The 14,232-nt window shown below is 66.9% G+C and carries 26 protein-coding genes; all 26 read right to left on the minus strand.

Features of this window, described 5'->3' with window-relative positions; genetic code table 11:
• Positions 1-39 precede the first annotated feature (39 nt).
• The 26 genes from ACTIF1_RS21525 to rpsL all read right to left on the minus strand — a co-directional run bounded on the left by ACTIF1_RS21525 (position 40) and on the right by rpsL (position 14,006).
• On the minus strand, positions 40-696 hold the full coding sequence (locus ACTIF1_RS21525; RefSeq protein ID WP_439598515.1) for an adenylate kinase: 657 nt from the start codon (positions 694-696) through the stop codon (positions 40-42).
• Positions 693-2,060, minus strand: coding sequence for a preprotein translocase subunit SecY (gene secY / locus ACTIF1_RS21530; protein WP_439598516.1), 1,368 nt, complete (start codon positions 2,058-2,060; stop codon positions 693-695). The genes ACTIF1_RS21525 and secY overlap by 4 nt, the downstream gene beginning before the upstream one ends.
• A gap of 134 nt (positions 2,061-2,194) precedes the next feature.
• Positions 2,195-2,692 carry a 50S ribosomal protein L15 gene (gene rplO / locus ACTIF1_RS21535; protein WP_439598517.1) on the minus strand — a complete coding sequence of 166 codons (498 nt, stop codon included), beginning with the start codon at positions 2,690-2,692 and terminating at the stop codon, positions 2,195-2,197.
• A gap of 1 nt (position 2,693) precedes the next feature.
• Complete coding sequence (gene rpmD / locus ACTIF1_RS21540) at positions 2,694-2,885, minus strand: 50S ribosomal protein L30 (RefSeq protein WP_216837918.1); 192 nt, start codon at positions 2,883-2,885, stop codon at positions 2,694-2,696.
• The gene (gene rpsE, locus ACTIF1_RS21545; protein WP_216837917.1) at positions 2,878-3,513 is read right to left on the minus strand and encodes a 30S ribosomal protein S5; all 636 of its coding nucleotides are present in this window, start codon (positions 3,511-3,513) and stop codon (positions 2,878-2,880) included. Before rpsE ends, rpmD begins: the two co-directional genes overlap by 8 nt.
• 11 nt (positions 3,514-3,524) lie before the next feature.
• Complete coding sequence (gene rplR, locus ACTIF1_RS21550) at positions 3,525-3,890, minus strand: 50S ribosomal protein L18 (protein ID WP_439598518.1); 366 nt, start codon at positions 3,888-3,890, stop codon at positions 3,525-3,527.
• The gene (gene rplF, locus ACTIF1_RS21555) at positions 3,890-4,423 is read right to left on the minus strand and encodes a 50S ribosomal protein L6 (RefSeq protein WP_439598519.1); all 534 of its coding nucleotides are present in this window, start codon (positions 4,421-4,423) and stop codon (positions 3,890-3,892) included. The genes rplR and rplF overlap by 1 nt, the downstream gene beginning before the upstream one ends.
• Positions 4,424-4,437: 14 nt before the next feature.
• The gene (rpsH, locus tag ACTIF1_RS21560) at positions 4,438-4,836 is read right to left on the minus strand and encodes a 30S ribosomal protein S8 (RefSeq protein ID WP_439598520.1); all 399 of its coding nucleotides are present in this window, start codon (positions 4,834-4,836) and stop codon (positions 4,438-4,440) included.
• Between the two features lie 12 nt (positions 4,837-4,848).
• Entirely contained in the window at positions 4,849-5,154 is a 306-nt protein-coding gene (rpsN, locus tag ACTIF1_RS21565; protein WP_439598521.1) for a 30S ribosomal protein S14, read from the minus strand.
• A gap of 54 nt (positions 5,155-5,208) precedes the next feature.
• The gene (gene rplE, locus ACTIF1_RS21570; RefSeq protein WP_216838155.1) at positions 5,209-5,742 is read right to left on the minus strand and encodes a 50S ribosomal protein L5; all 534 of its coding nucleotides are present in this window, start codon (positions 5,740-5,742) and stop codon (positions 5,209-5,211) included.
• A gap of 164 nt (positions 5,743-5,906) precedes the next feature.
• Positions 5,907-6,227 (minus strand): 50S ribosomal protein L24, encoded by a 321-nt coding sequence (gene rplX / locus ACTIF1_RS21575; RefSeq protein ID WP_216837912.1) that lies wholly within the window; start codon positions 6,225-6,227, stop codon positions 5,907-5,909.
• Between the two features lie 4 nt (positions 6,228-6,231).
• On the minus strand, positions 6,232-6,600 hold the full coding sequence (gene rplN / locus ACTIF1_RS21580) for a 50S ribosomal protein L14 (RefSeq protein WP_168034753.1): 369 nt from the start codon (positions 6,598-6,600) through the stop codon (positions 6,232-6,234).
• 12 nt (positions 6,601-6,612) lie between these two features.
• Positions 6,613-6,930, minus strand: coding sequence for a 30S ribosomal protein S17 (gene rpsQ / locus ACTIF1_RS21585; protein ID WP_439598522.1), 318 nt, complete (start codon positions 6,928-6,930; stop codon positions 6,613-6,615).
• A 12-nt stretch (positions 6,931-6,942) separates the two neighbouring features.
• Positions 6,943-7,158, minus strand: coding sequence for a 50S ribosomal protein L29 (rpmC, locus tag ACTIF1_RS21590; protein WP_439598523.1), 216 nt, complete (start codon positions 7,156-7,158; stop codon positions 6,943-6,945).
• A gap of 1 nt (position 7,159) precedes the next feature.
• Positions 7,160-7,585: a 50S ribosomal protein L16 gene (gene rplP, locus ACTIF1_RS21595; protein WP_216837909.1), complete on the minus strand. Its 426-nt coding sequence runs from the start codon at positions 7,583-7,585 to the stop codon at positions 7,160-7,162.
• A gap of 12 nt (positions 7,586-7,597) precedes the next feature.
• Complete coding sequence (gene rpsC / locus ACTIF1_RS21600; protein ID WP_216873728.1) at positions 7,598-8,275, minus strand: 30S ribosomal protein S3; 678 nt, start codon at positions 8,273-8,275, stop codon at positions 7,598-7,600.
• Position 8,276: 1 nt separating this feature from the next.
• Positions 8,277-8,681, minus strand: a complete 405-nt coding sequence (gene rplV / locus ACTIF1_RS21605; protein ID WP_439598524.1) for a 50S ribosomal protein L22 — start codon at positions 8,679-8,681, stop codon at positions 8,277-8,279.
• Between the two features lies 1 nt (position 8,682).
• Positions 8,683-8,961: a 30S ribosomal protein S19 gene (gene rpsS, locus ACTIF1_RS21610; RefSeq protein WP_216837906.1), complete on the minus strand. Its 279-nt coding sequence runs from the start codon at positions 8,959-8,961 to the stop codon at positions 8,683-8,685.
• 5 nt (positions 8,962-8,966) lie between these two features.
• Complete coding sequence (gene rplB, locus ACTIF1_RS21615) at positions 8,967-9,800, minus strand: 50S ribosomal protein L2 (RefSeq protein ID WP_439598525.1); 834 nt, start codon at positions 9,798-9,800, stop codon at positions 8,967-8,969.
• Positions 9,801-9,804: 4 nt separating this feature from the next.
• Positions 9,805-10,101, minus strand: a complete 297-nt coding sequence (locus ACTIF1_RS21620) for a 50S ribosomal protein L23 (RefSeq protein WP_439598537.1) — start codon at positions 10,099-10,101, stop codon at positions 9,805-9,807.
• Between the two features lie 32 nt (positions 10,102-10,133).
• On the minus strand, positions 10,134-10,778 hold the full coding sequence (gene rplD, locus ACTIF1_RS21625) for a 50S ribosomal protein L4 (RefSeq protein WP_439598538.1): 645 nt from the start codon (positions 10,776-10,778) through the stop codon (positions 10,134-10,136).
• 11 nt (positions 10,779-10,789) lie between these two features.
• Positions 10,790-11,509, minus strand: coding sequence for a 50S ribosomal protein L3 (rplC, locus tag ACTIF1_RS21630; protein WP_439598526.1), 720 nt, complete (start codon positions 11,507-11,509; stop codon positions 10,790-10,792).
• A 23-nt stretch (positions 11,510-11,532) separates the two neighbouring features.
• Complete coding sequence (rpsJ, locus tag ACTIF1_RS21635) at positions 11,533-11,841, minus strand: 30S ribosomal protein S10 (RefSeq protein ID WP_092961082.1); 309 nt, start codon at positions 11,839-11,841, stop codon at positions 11,533-11,535.
• Positions 11,842-11,873: 32 nt separating this feature from the next.
• Positions 11,874-13,061 carry an elongation factor Tu gene (gene tuf / locus ACTIF1_RS21640; RefSeq protein WP_439598527.1) on the minus strand — a complete coding sequence of 396 codons (1,188 nt, stop codon included), beginning with the start codon at positions 13,059-13,061 and terminating at the stop codon, positions 11,874-11,876.
• An 85-nt stretch (positions 13,062-13,146) separates the two neighbouring features.
• Positions 13,147-13,623: a 30S ribosomal protein S7 gene (rpsG, locus tag ACTIF1_RS21645; protein WP_439598528.1), complete on the minus strand. Its 477-nt coding sequence runs from the start codon at positions 13,621-13,623 to the stop codon at positions 13,147-13,149.
• Positions 13,624-13,634: 11 nt separating this feature from the next.
• Positions 13,635-14,006, minus strand: a complete 372-nt coding sequence (rpsL, locus tag ACTIF1_RS21650) for a 30S ribosomal protein S12 (RefSeq protein ID WP_168034994.1) — start codon at positions 14,004-14,006, stop codon at positions 13,635-13,637.
• Positions 14,007-14,232: the final 226 nt, after the last annotated feature.

Here is a 14,232-nt window from a genome sequence, read left to right on the forward strand (position 1 = left end):
GGGGCCGGGTGCTACACCGCCCCCGCCAAGGGAGTCAAGTCAGACCGGTTTCCGGTCGAGCAGCGCGGCCAATTGCCGCGTCACCTCGTCCATCTCCGCCATGCCATCCACCTGCTGCAGCTTCCCCTGCGCCGCGTAGTGCGGCAGCAGCGGCGCAGTCTGGCGGTGATAGGCCTCCAGCCGCGCGGCCACCGTCTCCGCCCTGTCATCGGCGCGGCGGGTGAAGTCCGTGCTGCCGCAGACATCGCAGACCCCGCCCACCTTCGGCGCCTTGAAGCGGTCGTGGTAGCCCTCGCCGCATTTGGCGCAGGTGAAGCGGCCGGCGATTCGCTCGACCAGCGCCGCGTCATCCACCTTCAGCTCGATCACCTGGTCGAGCGGTAGCGCCTTCTCGGCCAGCATGCCGTCCAGCGCCTGCGCCTGCGGCACGGTGCGCGGGAAGCCATCCAGGATGAAACCCTTCTGCACATCCGGCGCCTGCACGCGGGCCGCCAGCATGCCGATCAGGATGCTGTCCGGCACCAGCTCGCCGCGCTCCATGATCGCCTTGGCCTCCCGGCCGATGGCGGAGCCCGACTTCACCTCGGCGCGCAGCATATCCCCGGTGGCAATCTGGACGACGCCGTAGCGTTCCTCCAGCCGCTTCGCCTGGGTACCTTTGCCGGCGCCCGGGGGCCCCAGCAGGATCAACCTCATCGACCGCGTCCCCCCGGTTGCGTGCCACGGCCACCCAGCCGCGCCTTCTTGATCAGCCCCTCATACTGATGGGCGAACAAATGTGACTGCACCTGGGCCACCGTGTCCATGGTGACGGAGACGATGATCAGGAGCGAGGTGCCGCCGAAATAGAAGGGCACGCCGTAATTCGCGATCAGCAGCTCCGGCAGGATGCAGACGATGGCCAGGTAGATGGCGCCCACCGCCGTCAGCCGCGTCAGCACCCGGTCGAAATACTGCGCCGTCGGCAGGCCCGGCCGGATGCCCGGCACGAAGCCGCCATACTTGCGCAGATTGTCCGCCGTCTCCTGCGGGTTGAAGACCACCGCCGTGTAGAAGAAGGCGAAGAAGACGATCAGCGCGAGGTAGAGCGCCATGTAGAGCGGCTGGCCATGCGCCAGCAGGTTTGCCACATCCGTGACCCAGCTCTGCTCCGTCTGGTCCGTGCGGAAGGCGGCGAAGGTCGCCGGCAGCAGCAGCAGGGAGGAGGCGAAGATCGGTGGCATCACGCCGGCGGTGTTCAGCTTCAACGGCAGGTGCGTGTTCTCGCCGCCGAACATCCGGTTGCCGACCTGGCGCTTCGGATACTGCACCGGGATGCGCCGCTGGGCGCGCTCGATGAAGACCACGAAGGCGATGACCAGCAGCGCGATGGCCAGGAAGGCCATGATGAAGAAGGTGGACAGCGCCCCGGTCCGGCCCAGCTCCAGCGTCGCCGCCAGCGCATGCGGAAGATTGGCGACGATGCCGGCGAAGATGATCAGGCTGATGCCATTGCCGATGCCGCGCGCGGTGATCTGCTCGCCCAGCCACATCAGGAACATGGTGCCGCCGACCAGCGTGATGACGCAGGAGATGCGGAAGAACCAGCCCGGATCATGCACCGCGGCACCAAAGCTGCCGCGCAGGCTCTCGAGTCCCACGGCGATGCCATAGGCCTGGAAGATCGCGATGAAGAGCGTCAGGTAGCGGGTGTACTGGTTCAGCTTCTTGCGGCCCGACTCGCCTTCCTTTTTCAGGGCCTCCCAGGACGGGATGGCGGCGGTCATCAGCTGCACGATGATGCTGGCCGAGATATAGGGCATGATGTTCAGCGCGAAGATCGTCATGCGCCCCAGCGACCCGCCGGTGAACATGTCGAACATGCCCAGGATGCCGCCGCCCATCTGCTGCAGCAGCTCGGCCATGACGCCGGCATCGATCCCCGGCACCGGCACGTAGGAGCCAATCCGGTAGACGATCAAGGCACCCAGGGTGAACCACAGCCGGTTCTTCAGCTCGGTCGCCTTGGCCAGCACCCCGAGATTCAGATTGGCCGCAAGCTGTTCGGCGGCGGACGCCATATGCGATCCCTCCTCGCGAAAGCGGCGCCCCCAAGCCTCGCCGGAACGGCGGGCCCGGGACGCCGCGTCGCAGCTCCCCTAACGTGCCGCCCGCACCCGGTGGGTGCAAGGGCGGCGAAAGCTTGGCTGAAGGCTCAGCCTTCGGCCGTGGCTTCGGTCTCGGCCGGCGCGACCAGGACGGTCAGCGTCCCGCCGGCAGCCGCGATAGCCGCCGCCGCGGCGGCGGAGGCGCCGGAGACGGTCAGCGTCACCGCGCGGGTGATCTCGCCCGTCGCCAGCAGCCGCACGCCGGCATAGCGCGGCGCGCTGCGCACCACGCCCGCCGCCTGCAGCATCGCCTCATCGATCGCACCCTCGGACGGCAGGCGCCCATCGGCGATCGCCTTATCCAGCGCGCCTAGGTTCAGCGGCGCGTAGAGCTTGCGGAAGGGATTGACGAAGCCACGCTTCGGCAGGCGCCGATAGATCGGGAGCTGACCGCCCTCGAAGCCATTCAGCGTCACGCCGGTGCGGGCCTTCTGACCCTTCACGCCGCGACCGGAGGTCTTGCCCTTGCCGGAGCCGATGCCCCGGCCGATGCGCTTGAACTTCGGCCGGGCGCCGTCGTTGTCGCGGATTTCGTTGAGCTTCATGTTATTCCCCGTCCACCTTCACCAGGTGGGCGACCTTCCGGATCATGCCGCGCACCGCGGGAGTATCCTCCAGCTCGCTGCTCCGGCGGATCTTGTTGAGGCCGAGGCCGATCAGCGTCTCGCGCTGACCGGGCTTGCGGCCGATCGGCGACCCGGTCTGGGTCACCTTCACGGTCTTCTTGCTTTCAGACATTGGCCACCGCCTCCGCCGCCGGATCCGCATCCTTGCGCGGGCCCAGCAGGTCCGAGACCTTCTTGCCGCGGCGCGCGGCCACAGCCCGCGGGCTGGTGCAGCGGCCGAGCGCGGCGAAGGTCGCCTTCACCATGTTATGCGGGTTCGTCGTGCCGGTGCACTTGGCGACGACATCGCCCATGCCCAGCGTCTCGAAGACCGCGCGCATCGGGCCGCCGGCGATGATGCCGGTGCCGGCCGGTGCGGCGCGCAGGATGACGCGGCCGGCGCCGAACTCGCCGACCTGGTCGTGGTGCAGCGTGCGGCCTTCGCGCATCGGCACGCGGATCATCGTGCGCTTGGCACGCTCCGTCGCCTTGCGGATCGCCTCCGGCACCTCGCGCGCCTTGCCGGCACCCCAGCCGACGCGGCCCTTCTGGTCGCCCACGACGACGAGCGCCGCGAAGCTGAAGCGACGGCCGCCCTTCACCACCTTGGCCACGCGGTTGATGGTGACGAGCTTGTCCTTCAGCTCGTCGCCGTCCTGCCGCTCCTGCCGATTCTCGTTGCGGTCGCGACCGCGGCCCCGACGGCGATCGCCGCCCTCACCGCCACCGCCGCCCTCGCCGCTCCTGGGTTCCCGTGCCATTCCCGAACTCCTCAGAAGGAGAGGCCGCCCTCGCGGGCAGCCTCCGCGAGCGCCTTGACCCGGCCGTGATAGATATAAGGCCCGCGATCGAACACCACTTCCACGATACCGGCGGCGAGCGCGCGCTCCGCCACCAGCTTGCCGACGGCCGCCGCGGCGTCCTTGTCGGCGCCGGTCTTCAGCTCATCGCGCATCGCCTTCTCGAGCGAGGAGGCCGCGGCCACGGTCCGGCCGGCCTTGTCGTCGATGACCTGCGCATAGATGTGCCGGCCAGAACGGAAGACCGAGAGGCGCACGCGCCCACCGGACTTCATCTTGAGCTGGTAGCGCAGCCGCGAACGGCGGCGCTCCGTCAGTGCGAGCTTCTTCTGGGCCATTACTTCTTCTTACCCTCCTTCCGGAGGATCACCTCGTTGTCGTAGCGCACGCCCTTGCCCTTGTAGGGCTCCGGGCCACGATACGCGCGGATCTCGGAAGCCACCTGGCCGACCTGGCGCTTGTCGGCGCCTTCCACCTTGATGGAGGTGGGCTTCTCGCAGGTGATCTTGATGCCCGCCGGGATCGGATAGCGGATGTCGTGGCTGTAGCCGAGGTTGAGCACCAGCTCCTTCCCCTGCACGGCCGCACGATAACCGGTGCCCGTGATCTCCATGTTCCGGGTGAAGCCGGTGGAGACGCCCGTCACCATGGACTGGATCAGGCTGCGCGTGGTGCCCCACATGGTCCGGGCCTTGCGGTCCGACCCACGCGGCGCCACCGCCACCTGGCCACCATCGATGGTGACATCAACTTCCTCGGTCAGGTCCAGCGAAAGCTCGCCGTTCTTGCCCTTGGCCACGATCCTGCGGTCCTGCAGCGCCACCTGGACGCCCGCCGGAACCGGGACCGGATATTTGCCGACGCGAGACATTCTTTCTCCTCCCGTCAGAACACGCGGCAGAGGACTTCGCCGCCAACATTGGCAGCGCGGGCCTCATTGTCGCTCATCACGCCCTTCGGCGTGGACAGGATGGAGATGCCGAGGCCGGAGTAGAACTTCGGCAGCTCCGCGATCTTGGAGTAGACCCGGCGTCCCGGCTTGGACACGCGGGAGATTTCCTTGATGGCGGGCTCGCCCTCGGAATACTTCAGCTCGATGCTGATCACCTTGATGCCCGGGCGGAGCTGCTCGGTCGCGAAGGCGCGGATGTAACCCTCGCGCTTCAGCACATCGAGCACATTCTCCCGCAGCTTCGAGGCCGGCGCGACGCAACGGCTCTGCCGTGCGCGCTGCGCGTTGCGGATACGGGTGAGCATGTCACCCAGCGGATCGGACAGCGACATTCGCGGCCCTCCTTACCAGCTGGCCTTAACCAGACCCGGGATCTGGCCGTTATTGGCGAGATCACGGAGCTGGTTACGGCTGAGCTTGAACTTGCGGTAGTTACCGCGGGGACGGCCGGTGAGCTCGCAGCGCAGGCGCACGCGGATCTTCGCGCCGTTGCGCGGCAGCTGCGCCAGCTTCAACGTCGCTTCGAAGCGTTCCTCGACCGGCAGCTCGCGGTCCATCACCACCGCCTTGAGGGCGGCGCGCTTGGGCGCATGCAGCTTCGAGAGCCGTTCACGACGCTTGTTCTTCTCGACAGACGAGGTCTTGGCCATGCCGTCTAAAATCCTCCGGAACCTGCCTGGCGCAATGTCAGGCGGTTTTCCAAATCAGTTGGCGAAAGGAAGGTCGAAGGCCTTGAGCAGGGCCTTGGCTTCCTTGTCGGTCTTGGCGGTCGTCACGAACTGGATGTCCATGCCGCGCACCGTGTCCACCTTGTCGTAGTTGATCTCGGGGAACACGATCTGCTCCTTCAGGCCCATGGCATAATTGCCACGGCCGTCAAAGCCACGGTTGCCCGGGATACCACGGAAGTCGCGCACGCGCGGCAGGGCAATCGTCACCAGGCGGTCGAGGAACTCGAACATCCGGCCCTTGCGCAGCGTGACCTTGCAGCCGATCGCCTGGCCTTCGCGGATCTTGAAGCCCGCGATCGCCTTGCGCGCCTTGGTCTTCACCGGCTTCTGGCCGGAGATCGCCATCAGGTCCGCCACCGCCGCATCGAGCTTCTTCTGGTCGCCGGCGGCCTCGCCCACGCCCATGTTGATGACGATCTTCTCGAGCTTCGGCACTTCCATCGGGTTCTTGTAGCCGAACTCGGCGGAGAGCGCCTTGCGGATCTCGTCCTCATACCGGCGCCGCATGCGCGGCAGCTCGGACGGCGAGGCCTGCGCCGCACCGGCCTTGGCCACCGCCGCCGGGGCGGCCGGCGCGACGCGCTGCTCGCCACCCTTGGCGGCGGCCGGCGCGTTGGACTTCTTCGGCGGGGTGGACTTGGCCGGAGCCTTGCCGCCCTTCTTGGTACCGCTCATCGGTCGATCACCTCACCCGAAGGCCTGGCCACGCGAACCTTGCGGCCATCCTCAAGCACCTTGAAGCCAACCCGCGTGGCCTTGCCGGACACCGGGTCGATCAGCGCGAGGTTGGAGAGGTCGATCGGACCCTCCTTCTCCACGATCCCACCCGGCTTGCCCATGCCCTGCGGCTTGGTATGGCGCTTCACCATGTTCACGCCCTGCACGAAGGCGCGGTTCTCCTCGGGCACGACGCGAATGACATCGCCCTTCTTGCCCTTGTCGCGACCGGCGAGAACCTCGACCCGGTCGCCCTTCTTGATCTTCGCGGCCATGGCCTTACAGGACCTCCGGCGCCAGCGAGATGATCTTCATGAACTTGCGCCCACGCAGTTCGCGCACGACCGGTCCGAAGATACGGGTTCCGATCGGCTCGCCCTGCTTGTTGATCAGCACCGCGGCATTGTTGTCGAAGCGGATCGCGGTGCCGTCGATGCGCCGCACGGGATAGGCCGTGCGGACGATGACGGCGCGATGCACCTCGCCCTTCTTCACCTTGGCGCGGGGAATCGCTTCCTTGACGGAAACGACGATGATGTCACCGACGGAAGCCGTGCGACGCTTCGACCCGCCCAGCACCTTGATGCACTGGACGCGGCGCGCGCCGGAATTGTCGGCAACGTCGAGGTTGGATTCGACCTGGATCATGTGCGTTCCGCCTCAGCTGGCCGAAGCAGGCGCATCGGCGGCAGGCTTGGCGGCGACGACCGGGGCCTCGAAACCCTCCGGACGCTCCACCGCATCGCCATTCCGCGCGATCACGAGCCAGGACTTGTTCTTGCTGATCGGGCGGCATTCCTCGATCGACACCAGGTCGCCTTCCTTGCAGAGGTTCGCCGCGTCATGCGCTGCGTACCGCTTGGAGCGGCGGATGAACTTCTTGTAGAGCGGATGCATCACGCGACGCTCGACCAAGACGGTGATCGTCTTGTCGGTCTTGTCGCTGACCACCCGGCCCGTGAGGACGCGCCTCGGCATCGCCCGAACCCCTTAAGCTTGCTTCGCCGAAGCGCGGGCGCGCTCGGCCATGATGGTCTTCGCCCGCGCGATGTCACGCCGCACCTGCTTGATGCGGCCCGTCGCCTCGAGCTGACCGGTGGCCCGCTGGAAGCGCAGGTTGAACTGCTCCTTCCGCAGGCTCACCAGCATCTCCTGCAGCTCGTCCGGGGTCTTGGCCCGCACGTCCGCGATCTTCGTCTCCGCCATCTCAGGCCTCCGCCGTGGCGCCGAGGCGCGTCACGATCTTCGTCTTGATCGGCAGCTTCGCCGCCCCGAGCTCGAGCGCCTCACGGGCGATCTCACCAGAGACACCGTCGAGCTCGAACATGATGCGGCCCGGCTTCACCCGTGCCACCCAGTATTCCGGCGCGCCCTTGCCGGAGCCCATGCGGACTTCGGCCGGCTTGGTCGAGACGGGCACATCCGGGAAGATCCGGATCCACACCCGCCCCTGGCGCTTCATGGCGCGCGTGATGGCGCGCCGCGCCGCCTCGATCTGCCGCGCCGTCACCCGCTCGGGCTCCAGCGCCTTCAGGCCGAAACCGCCGAAGGTCAGGGTAAAGCCGCCACGGGCGATACCCTTGATGCGACCCTTATGGGCCTTGCGAAACGTCGTGCGCTTAGGCTGCAGCATGATCAGTTACCTTCAGCGCTGCGGGGCTTGTTCCGCGGCGCGCTTGTCCTGCGCCATCGGATCATGGGCCATGACTTCGCCCTTGAAGATCCACACCTTGACACCGCAGGTGCCGTAGGTGGTCTTCGCGGTGGCGACGCCGAAATCGATATCCGCGCGCAGCGTGTGCAGCGGCACACGGCCTTCGCGGTACCACTCCATGCGCGCAATCTCCGCCCCGCCCAGACGGCCGGAGCAGTTGATGCGGATGCCGCCGGCGCCGAGGCGCATGGCGGACTGCACGGCGCGCTTCATCGCACGGCGGAATGCCACGCGGCGCTCCAGCTGCTGCGCGATGCTCTCGGCGACCAGCGTGCTGTCGATTTCCGGCTTGCGGATCTCGACGATGTTCAGCGAGACCTCGGCCCCGGCCATCTTCGCCAGGTCCTTGCGCAGGTTCTCGATATCCGCGCCCTTCTTGCCGATCACGACGCCCGGACGGGCGGCATGGATCGTCACGCGGGGCTTCTTCGCCGGACGCTCGATGACCACGCGAGAAACGCCGGCGCCCTTCAGGCGCTCGCGCAGCGTCTTCCGCAGCTTCAGGTCCTCATGCAGCATCCGCGCATAGTCGCGCTCCGCGAACCAGCGGCTGTCCCAGGTGCGGTTGATGCCGAGCCGGAGACCGATCGGATTGACTTTGTGACCCATGTTACGCGGCCTCCTGCTGTGCCGCCGGCGCCGCAACGGTCTGCTCCGCCACAACGATCTTCAGATGGCTGAACCACTTCTCGATCTGCGAGGAGCGGCCACGGCCACGCGCATGGAAACGCTTCATCACCACGGCGCGCCCAACCTCGGCCTTGGTGACGACCAGGCGGTCGACATCCAGGGAGTGGTTGTTCTCGGCATTGGCGATGGCGCTCTCGAGCGTCTTCTTCACCGTCTGCGCGATCCGGCGCTTGGAGAAGGTCAGCGTCGCGACGGCGTCCTGCGCCGTGCGGCCGCGGATCAGCCCCGCCACCAGGTTCAGCTTGCGCGGGCTGATGCGAATGTTCTTCGCGATCGCCTGCGCCTCGGTTTCTGCGAGCCCGCGCTCGTGCTTCGGCTTGCTCATGTCAGCCTCGCTTCGCCTTCTTGTCGGACGAATGTCCGGTGAAGGTGCGCGTCGGCGAGAACTCGCCGAACTTGTGGCCCACCATGTTCTCGTTCACCTGCACCGGGATGAACTTCTTGCCGTTGTAGACACCGAAGGTCAGACCGACGAACTGCGGCAGGATCGTGCTGCGGCGCGACCAGATCTTGATGATCTCGTTGCGACCCGAAGCGCGGGCTGCCTCTGCCTTGTTGAGCAGGTAGCCGTCGACGAACGGCCCCTTCCAGACGCTGCGCGACATTGCCGTCAGCCCTTCGTCGCGTTGCGGCGCCGGACGATGAGCCGGTCCGTACGCTTGTTGTTACGGGTCTTGGCACCCTTGGTGGGCTTGCCCCACGGGGTAACCGGATGGCGGCCACCGGAGGTCCGGCCCTCGCCACCACCATGCGGATGGTCGACCGGGTTCATGACCACGCCGCGCTGATGCGGGCGGAAGCCCATCCAGCGCATGCGGCCGGCCTTGCCGATCTCCTGGTTGCTGTTGTCCGGGTTGGACACGGCGCCGATGGCGGCCATGCACTCGGCCCGCACCAGGCGAACCTCACCGGACATCAGCTTGACCTGCGCATAGCCGGCATCCTTGCCGACCAGCTGGCAGAAGGTGCCCGCCGAACGCGCGATCTTGGCGCCCGCACCCGGCTTCATCTCCAGGCAGTGGATGATGGTGCCGACCGGGATATTCGCCAGCGGCATCGCATTGCCAGGCTTGATGTCGACCTTCTCGCCCGACACCACGCTGTCGCCCGCCTTCAGGCGCTGCGGCGCGATGATATAGGCCAGCTCGCCATCGGCATACTTCAGCAGCGCGATCCAGGCGGTGCGGTTCGGGTCGTATTCCAGCCGCTCGACCACAGCCGCCACATCGAACTTGCGGCGCTTGAAGTCGACGATGCGGTAGGACTGCTTGTGTCCGCCGCCCCGGAACCGGACCGTGGTTCGGCCATGGTTGTTGCGGCCGCCCGAATGCGGCTTGCCCTCGGTCAGGCCCTTGACCGGCTTGCCCTTCCACAGGTCGGAACGGTCCACCAGGACCGTCCCGCGCAGCGACGGGGTGACCGGGTTGAAATTCTTCAATGCCATGGCGTTACGCGAGCCCCGTCGTGAGGTCGATGGTCTGGCCGGCCTGCAGCTTGACCACCGCCTTCTTCCAATCGGACCGCTGGCCCTTGCGACCGCGGAACCGCTTGGCCTTGCCCTTCATCACCAGCGTGTTCACCGCCTCGACATTGACGCTGAACAGCTTCTCGACCGCCTGCCGGATCTCCGGCTTGGTCGCGTCGAGCGTCACCTTGAAGGTGACCTGGCTGCTTTCGTTCAGGCGCGTCGCCTTCTCCGTCACCACCGGCGCCAGGATGACCTGGTACAGGCGCTCCGCGGACAGGACCTTGCCGCGCGGCTTGGTTGCCGTCTCGCTCATGCCTCGGACTCCTTGGTCGCGCCGTTCAGCCGCGCCGCCAGAGCCTCGAGGCCGGCGCGCGTCACCGCGAGCACGTCGTGGTTCAGGATGTCATAGACATTGGCGCCGATGGTCGGCAGCACATCGATCTTCGGGATGTTGCGGGTGACCCGGGCGAAGCCCGCATCCACCGTCGCATCCACCACCAGGGCGCTGTCCCAGCCCAGCTTCTTCAGCTGCGCCACCATCGCCGAGGTCTTGGCCTCGTCGCTGGCGGTGGCCGTGTCGAGCACGATCAGCTTGCCGGCCGCCACCTTGGCGGACAGCGCGCAGATCAGCCCGAGGCGGCGGACCTTCTTGTTCAGGTTGTAGCCGTGGTCGCGGACCACCGGCCCGTGCACGACGCCACCCTTGCGGTACTGCGGCGCACGAAGGGAGCCCTGGCGCGCATTGCCGGTGCCCTTCTGCCGGTACGGCTTCTTGGTGGTGCCGGAAACCTCGCCCATGCCCTTGGCCTTGTGGGTCCCGGCGCGGCGCTTGGCAAGCTGCCAATGCACCACGCGGGCCATGATATCGGCCCGCGGGGCGACGCCGAACAGCGCCTCCGGCAGGTCGACCTGGCCGACGGCGGCGTTGTCGAGAGTGATGACAGGAAGCTGGATCGCCATGATCTTTACCCTTGCGCCCCAGCGTCTGCGGCCAGACCGGCCGGGTACGGCGCATCGGCATGGCGCGCGCGCTTCACCGCGTCGCGCACCAGCACGTAGCTGCCCTTCGAGCCCGGAACGGCCCCCTTCACCAGAAGCAGCCCGCGCTCCGCATCGTGCCCGGCGATGACCAGGTTCTGCGTGGTCACGCGCTCGACGCCCATGTGGCCGGCCATCTTCTTGTTCTTGAAGGTCTTGCCCGGATCCTGGCGGTTGCCGGTCGAACCATGCGAACGGTGGCTGATCGAGACGCCGTGCGAGGCTTCGAGACCGGCGAAATTCCAGCGCTTCATGGCGCCGGCGAAGCCCTTGCCCTGGGTCACGCCCGTGACGTCGATCTTCTGGCCGGTGACGAAATGCCCGATGCCGAGCTTCGTACCGGGCGCCAGCGTCGCGTCCTCGGCCACGCGGAACTCCACCGTCTTGCGGGGAGCTTCGACGCCGGCCTTGGCGAAGTGGCCCTTCTGCGGATTCGTCACGTTCTTCGGCTTGGCCACGCCGATGCCGATCTGGACGGCGACGTAGCCATCCTTCTCCATCGTGCGCTGCGCGATCACGCGAACGTTGTCGACATGCAGAACGGTGACAGGGACGGTGGACCCGTCCTCATTGAAAAGCCGGGTCATCCCCAGCTTCCGGGCGATCAGCCCGGAACGGCCCGTAACCTGACGGCCTGTGATGGACATAATGTCGGTCCTTTATCCGTCGCTCAGAGCTTGATCTCGACGTCCACGCCGGAGGCGAGGTCGAGCTTCATCAGCGCGTCCACGGTCTGCGGGGTGGGGTCGACGATATCGAGCAGGCGACGGTGCGTGCGGATCTCGAACTGCTCGCGCGACTTCTTGTCGACGTGCGGCGAGCGGTTGACGGTGAAGCGTTCGATCTGCGTCGGCAGCGGGATGGGCCCGCGCACCCGCGCACCCGTCCGCTTGGCCGTGTTGACGATCTCCCGCGTGCTGCCATCCAGCACGCGGTGATCGAACGCCTTCAGGCGAATGCGGATGTTCTGGCTGTCCATGGCGGAGTGGCCCGTATCCCTTCTGTCGTCGCTTACTTGACGATCTTGGCGACGACGCCGGCGCCGACGGTGCGGCCGCCTTCGCGGATCGCGAAGCGCAGGCCCTCATCCATCGCGATCGGCGCGATCAGCTCCACGTCCATCGACACGTTGTCGCCCGGCATCACCATCTCAACGCCCTCGGGCAGCTTCACGATGCCCGTCACGTCCGTCGTCCGGAAGTAGAACTGCGGGCGGTAGTTCGTGAAGAACGGCGTGTGCCGCCCGCCTTCCTCCTTCGTCAGGATATAGGCCTCGGCCAGGAAGCCGGTGTGCGGCGTGATCGAGCCGGGTGCCGCCAGCACCTGCCCGCGCTCCACGTCCTCGCGCTTCGTGCCGCGCAGCAGCGCGCCGATGTTGTCGCCCGCCTGCCCGCTGTCCAGCAGCTTGCGGAACATCTCCACGCCCGTCACCACGGTCTTCACCGTGTTCTTCAGGCCGACGATCTCGACTTCCTCGCCAACCTTGATGATCCCGCGCTCCACGCGGCCCGTCACCACCGTGCCGCGACCCGAGATCGAGAACACGTCCTCCACCGGCATCAGGAACGGACGATCCGTCGCCCGCTGCGGCTGCGGGATATAGGCGTCCACCGCCTCCATCAGCTTCAGCACCGCCTGCTCGCCGATCTCCGGCTGCTTGTCCTCCAGCGCGCACAGCGCCGAGCCGTGGATGATCGGAATGTCGTCGCCCGGGAACTGGTAGGAGGACAGCAGCTCGCGCACCTCCATCTCCACCAGCTCCAGCAGGTCGGGGTCCGCCATGTCCACCTTGTTCAGGAACACCACCAGCGCCGGAACGCCCACCTGCCGCGCCAGCAGGATGTGCTCCCGCGTCTGCGGCATCGGGCCGTCCGCCGCCGACACCACCAGGATCGCGCCGTCCATCTGCGCCGCGCCCGTGATCATGTTCTTCACGTAGTCGGCGTGGCCAGGGCAGTCCACATGCGCGTAGTGACGGTTCGCCGTCTCGTACTCCACATGCGCCGTGGAGATCGTGATGCCCCGCGCACGCTCCTCCGGCGCCTTGTCAATCTGGTCATAGGCCGTGAAGGTCGCACCGCCCGCCTTCGCCAGAACCTTCGTGATCGCCGCCGTCAGCGACGTCTTGCCGTGGTCCACGTGCCCGATCGTGCCGATGTTGCAGTGCGGCTTGTTCCGCTCGAATTTCGCCTTGGCCATTGTGTCAAATCCTCAGATCGGATCGCGTTACCAGCGGTGCGCGGTGAAGCGCAGATTTATCTACGACGTCGCGCAGCTGCGCGACTTACCAGCGATAGTGGCTGAAGGCCTTGTTGGCTTCGGCCATGCGGTGCGTGTCTTCGCGCTTCTTCACGGCGGAGCCACGGTTGTTTGCGGCGTCCATCAGCTCGGCGGACAGCCGGTCTTCCATCGTGTGCTCGCCGCGCTTGCGGGCGCTGTCGATCAGCCAGCGGATCGCCAGCGCCTGACGGCGCTCCGGGCGGACTTCCACCGGCACCTGGTAGGTGGCGCCACCGACGCGACGCGAGCGGACCTCAACGGCCGGCTTCACATTGTCCATCGCCTGGTGGAAGACGCTCAGCGGATCGGCATTCGCGCCGCCACGACGGCGCAGCGTGTCCATCGCGGCATAGACGATGCCTTCGGCGGTGCTCTTCTTGCCGTCGTACATCAGCACGTTCATGAAACGGGACAGCACGAGGTCACCGAACTTCGGGTCCGGCAGGACTTCGCGCTTGGTGGCGCTATGGCGGCGCGACATCTCTCAGTTCCTCACTTCGGACGCTTGGCGCCGTACAGCGACCGGCGCTGACGACGCTTCGCGATGCCCTGCGTGTCGAGCACGCCGCGCAGGATGTGGTAGCGAACACCCGGAAGGTCCTTCACGCGACCACCGCGGATCAGCACCACGGAGTGCTCCTGCAGGTTGTGGCCCTCGCCGGGGATGTAGCTCACCACCTCATAGCCATTCGTCAGGCGCACCTTGGCGACCTTACGAAGCGCCGAGTTCGGCTTCTTCGGCGTGGTCGTGTAGACGCGCGTGCAGACGCCCCGCTTCTGCGGGCTGCCCTGCAGGGCCGGAACCTTGTTCCGCTTCGCGATAGGCTCACGCCCCTGGGCGATGAGCTGGTTGATCGTCGGCATGACGCCCCTTCGTGCTCGTCTCGTCTGTCCTTGGCGCCGCAAACAGAACCGCCCGCGTGAAAGGCCTAGTGGCACTTCCCTGCGGGCACCTGTCCGACCCCCGGCCTAGGCTTCCTGAGGAAGCGGTGCCGAAAGCGCGAAGCTAAAGACCAAATATCAGCCCGGCCGTGTCGGCGCAGGCTGCGCCATATCCGACCAAGGTCGCGCCTAATATCCGGCGCCCCTG

The sequence above is a fragment of the Falsiroseomonas sp. genome, from assembly GCF_051860665.1.
In the GTDB taxonomy this organism is placed as follows: domain Bacteria; phylum Pseudomonadota; class Alphaproteobacteria; order Acetobacterales; family Acetobacteraceae; genus Falsiroseomonas.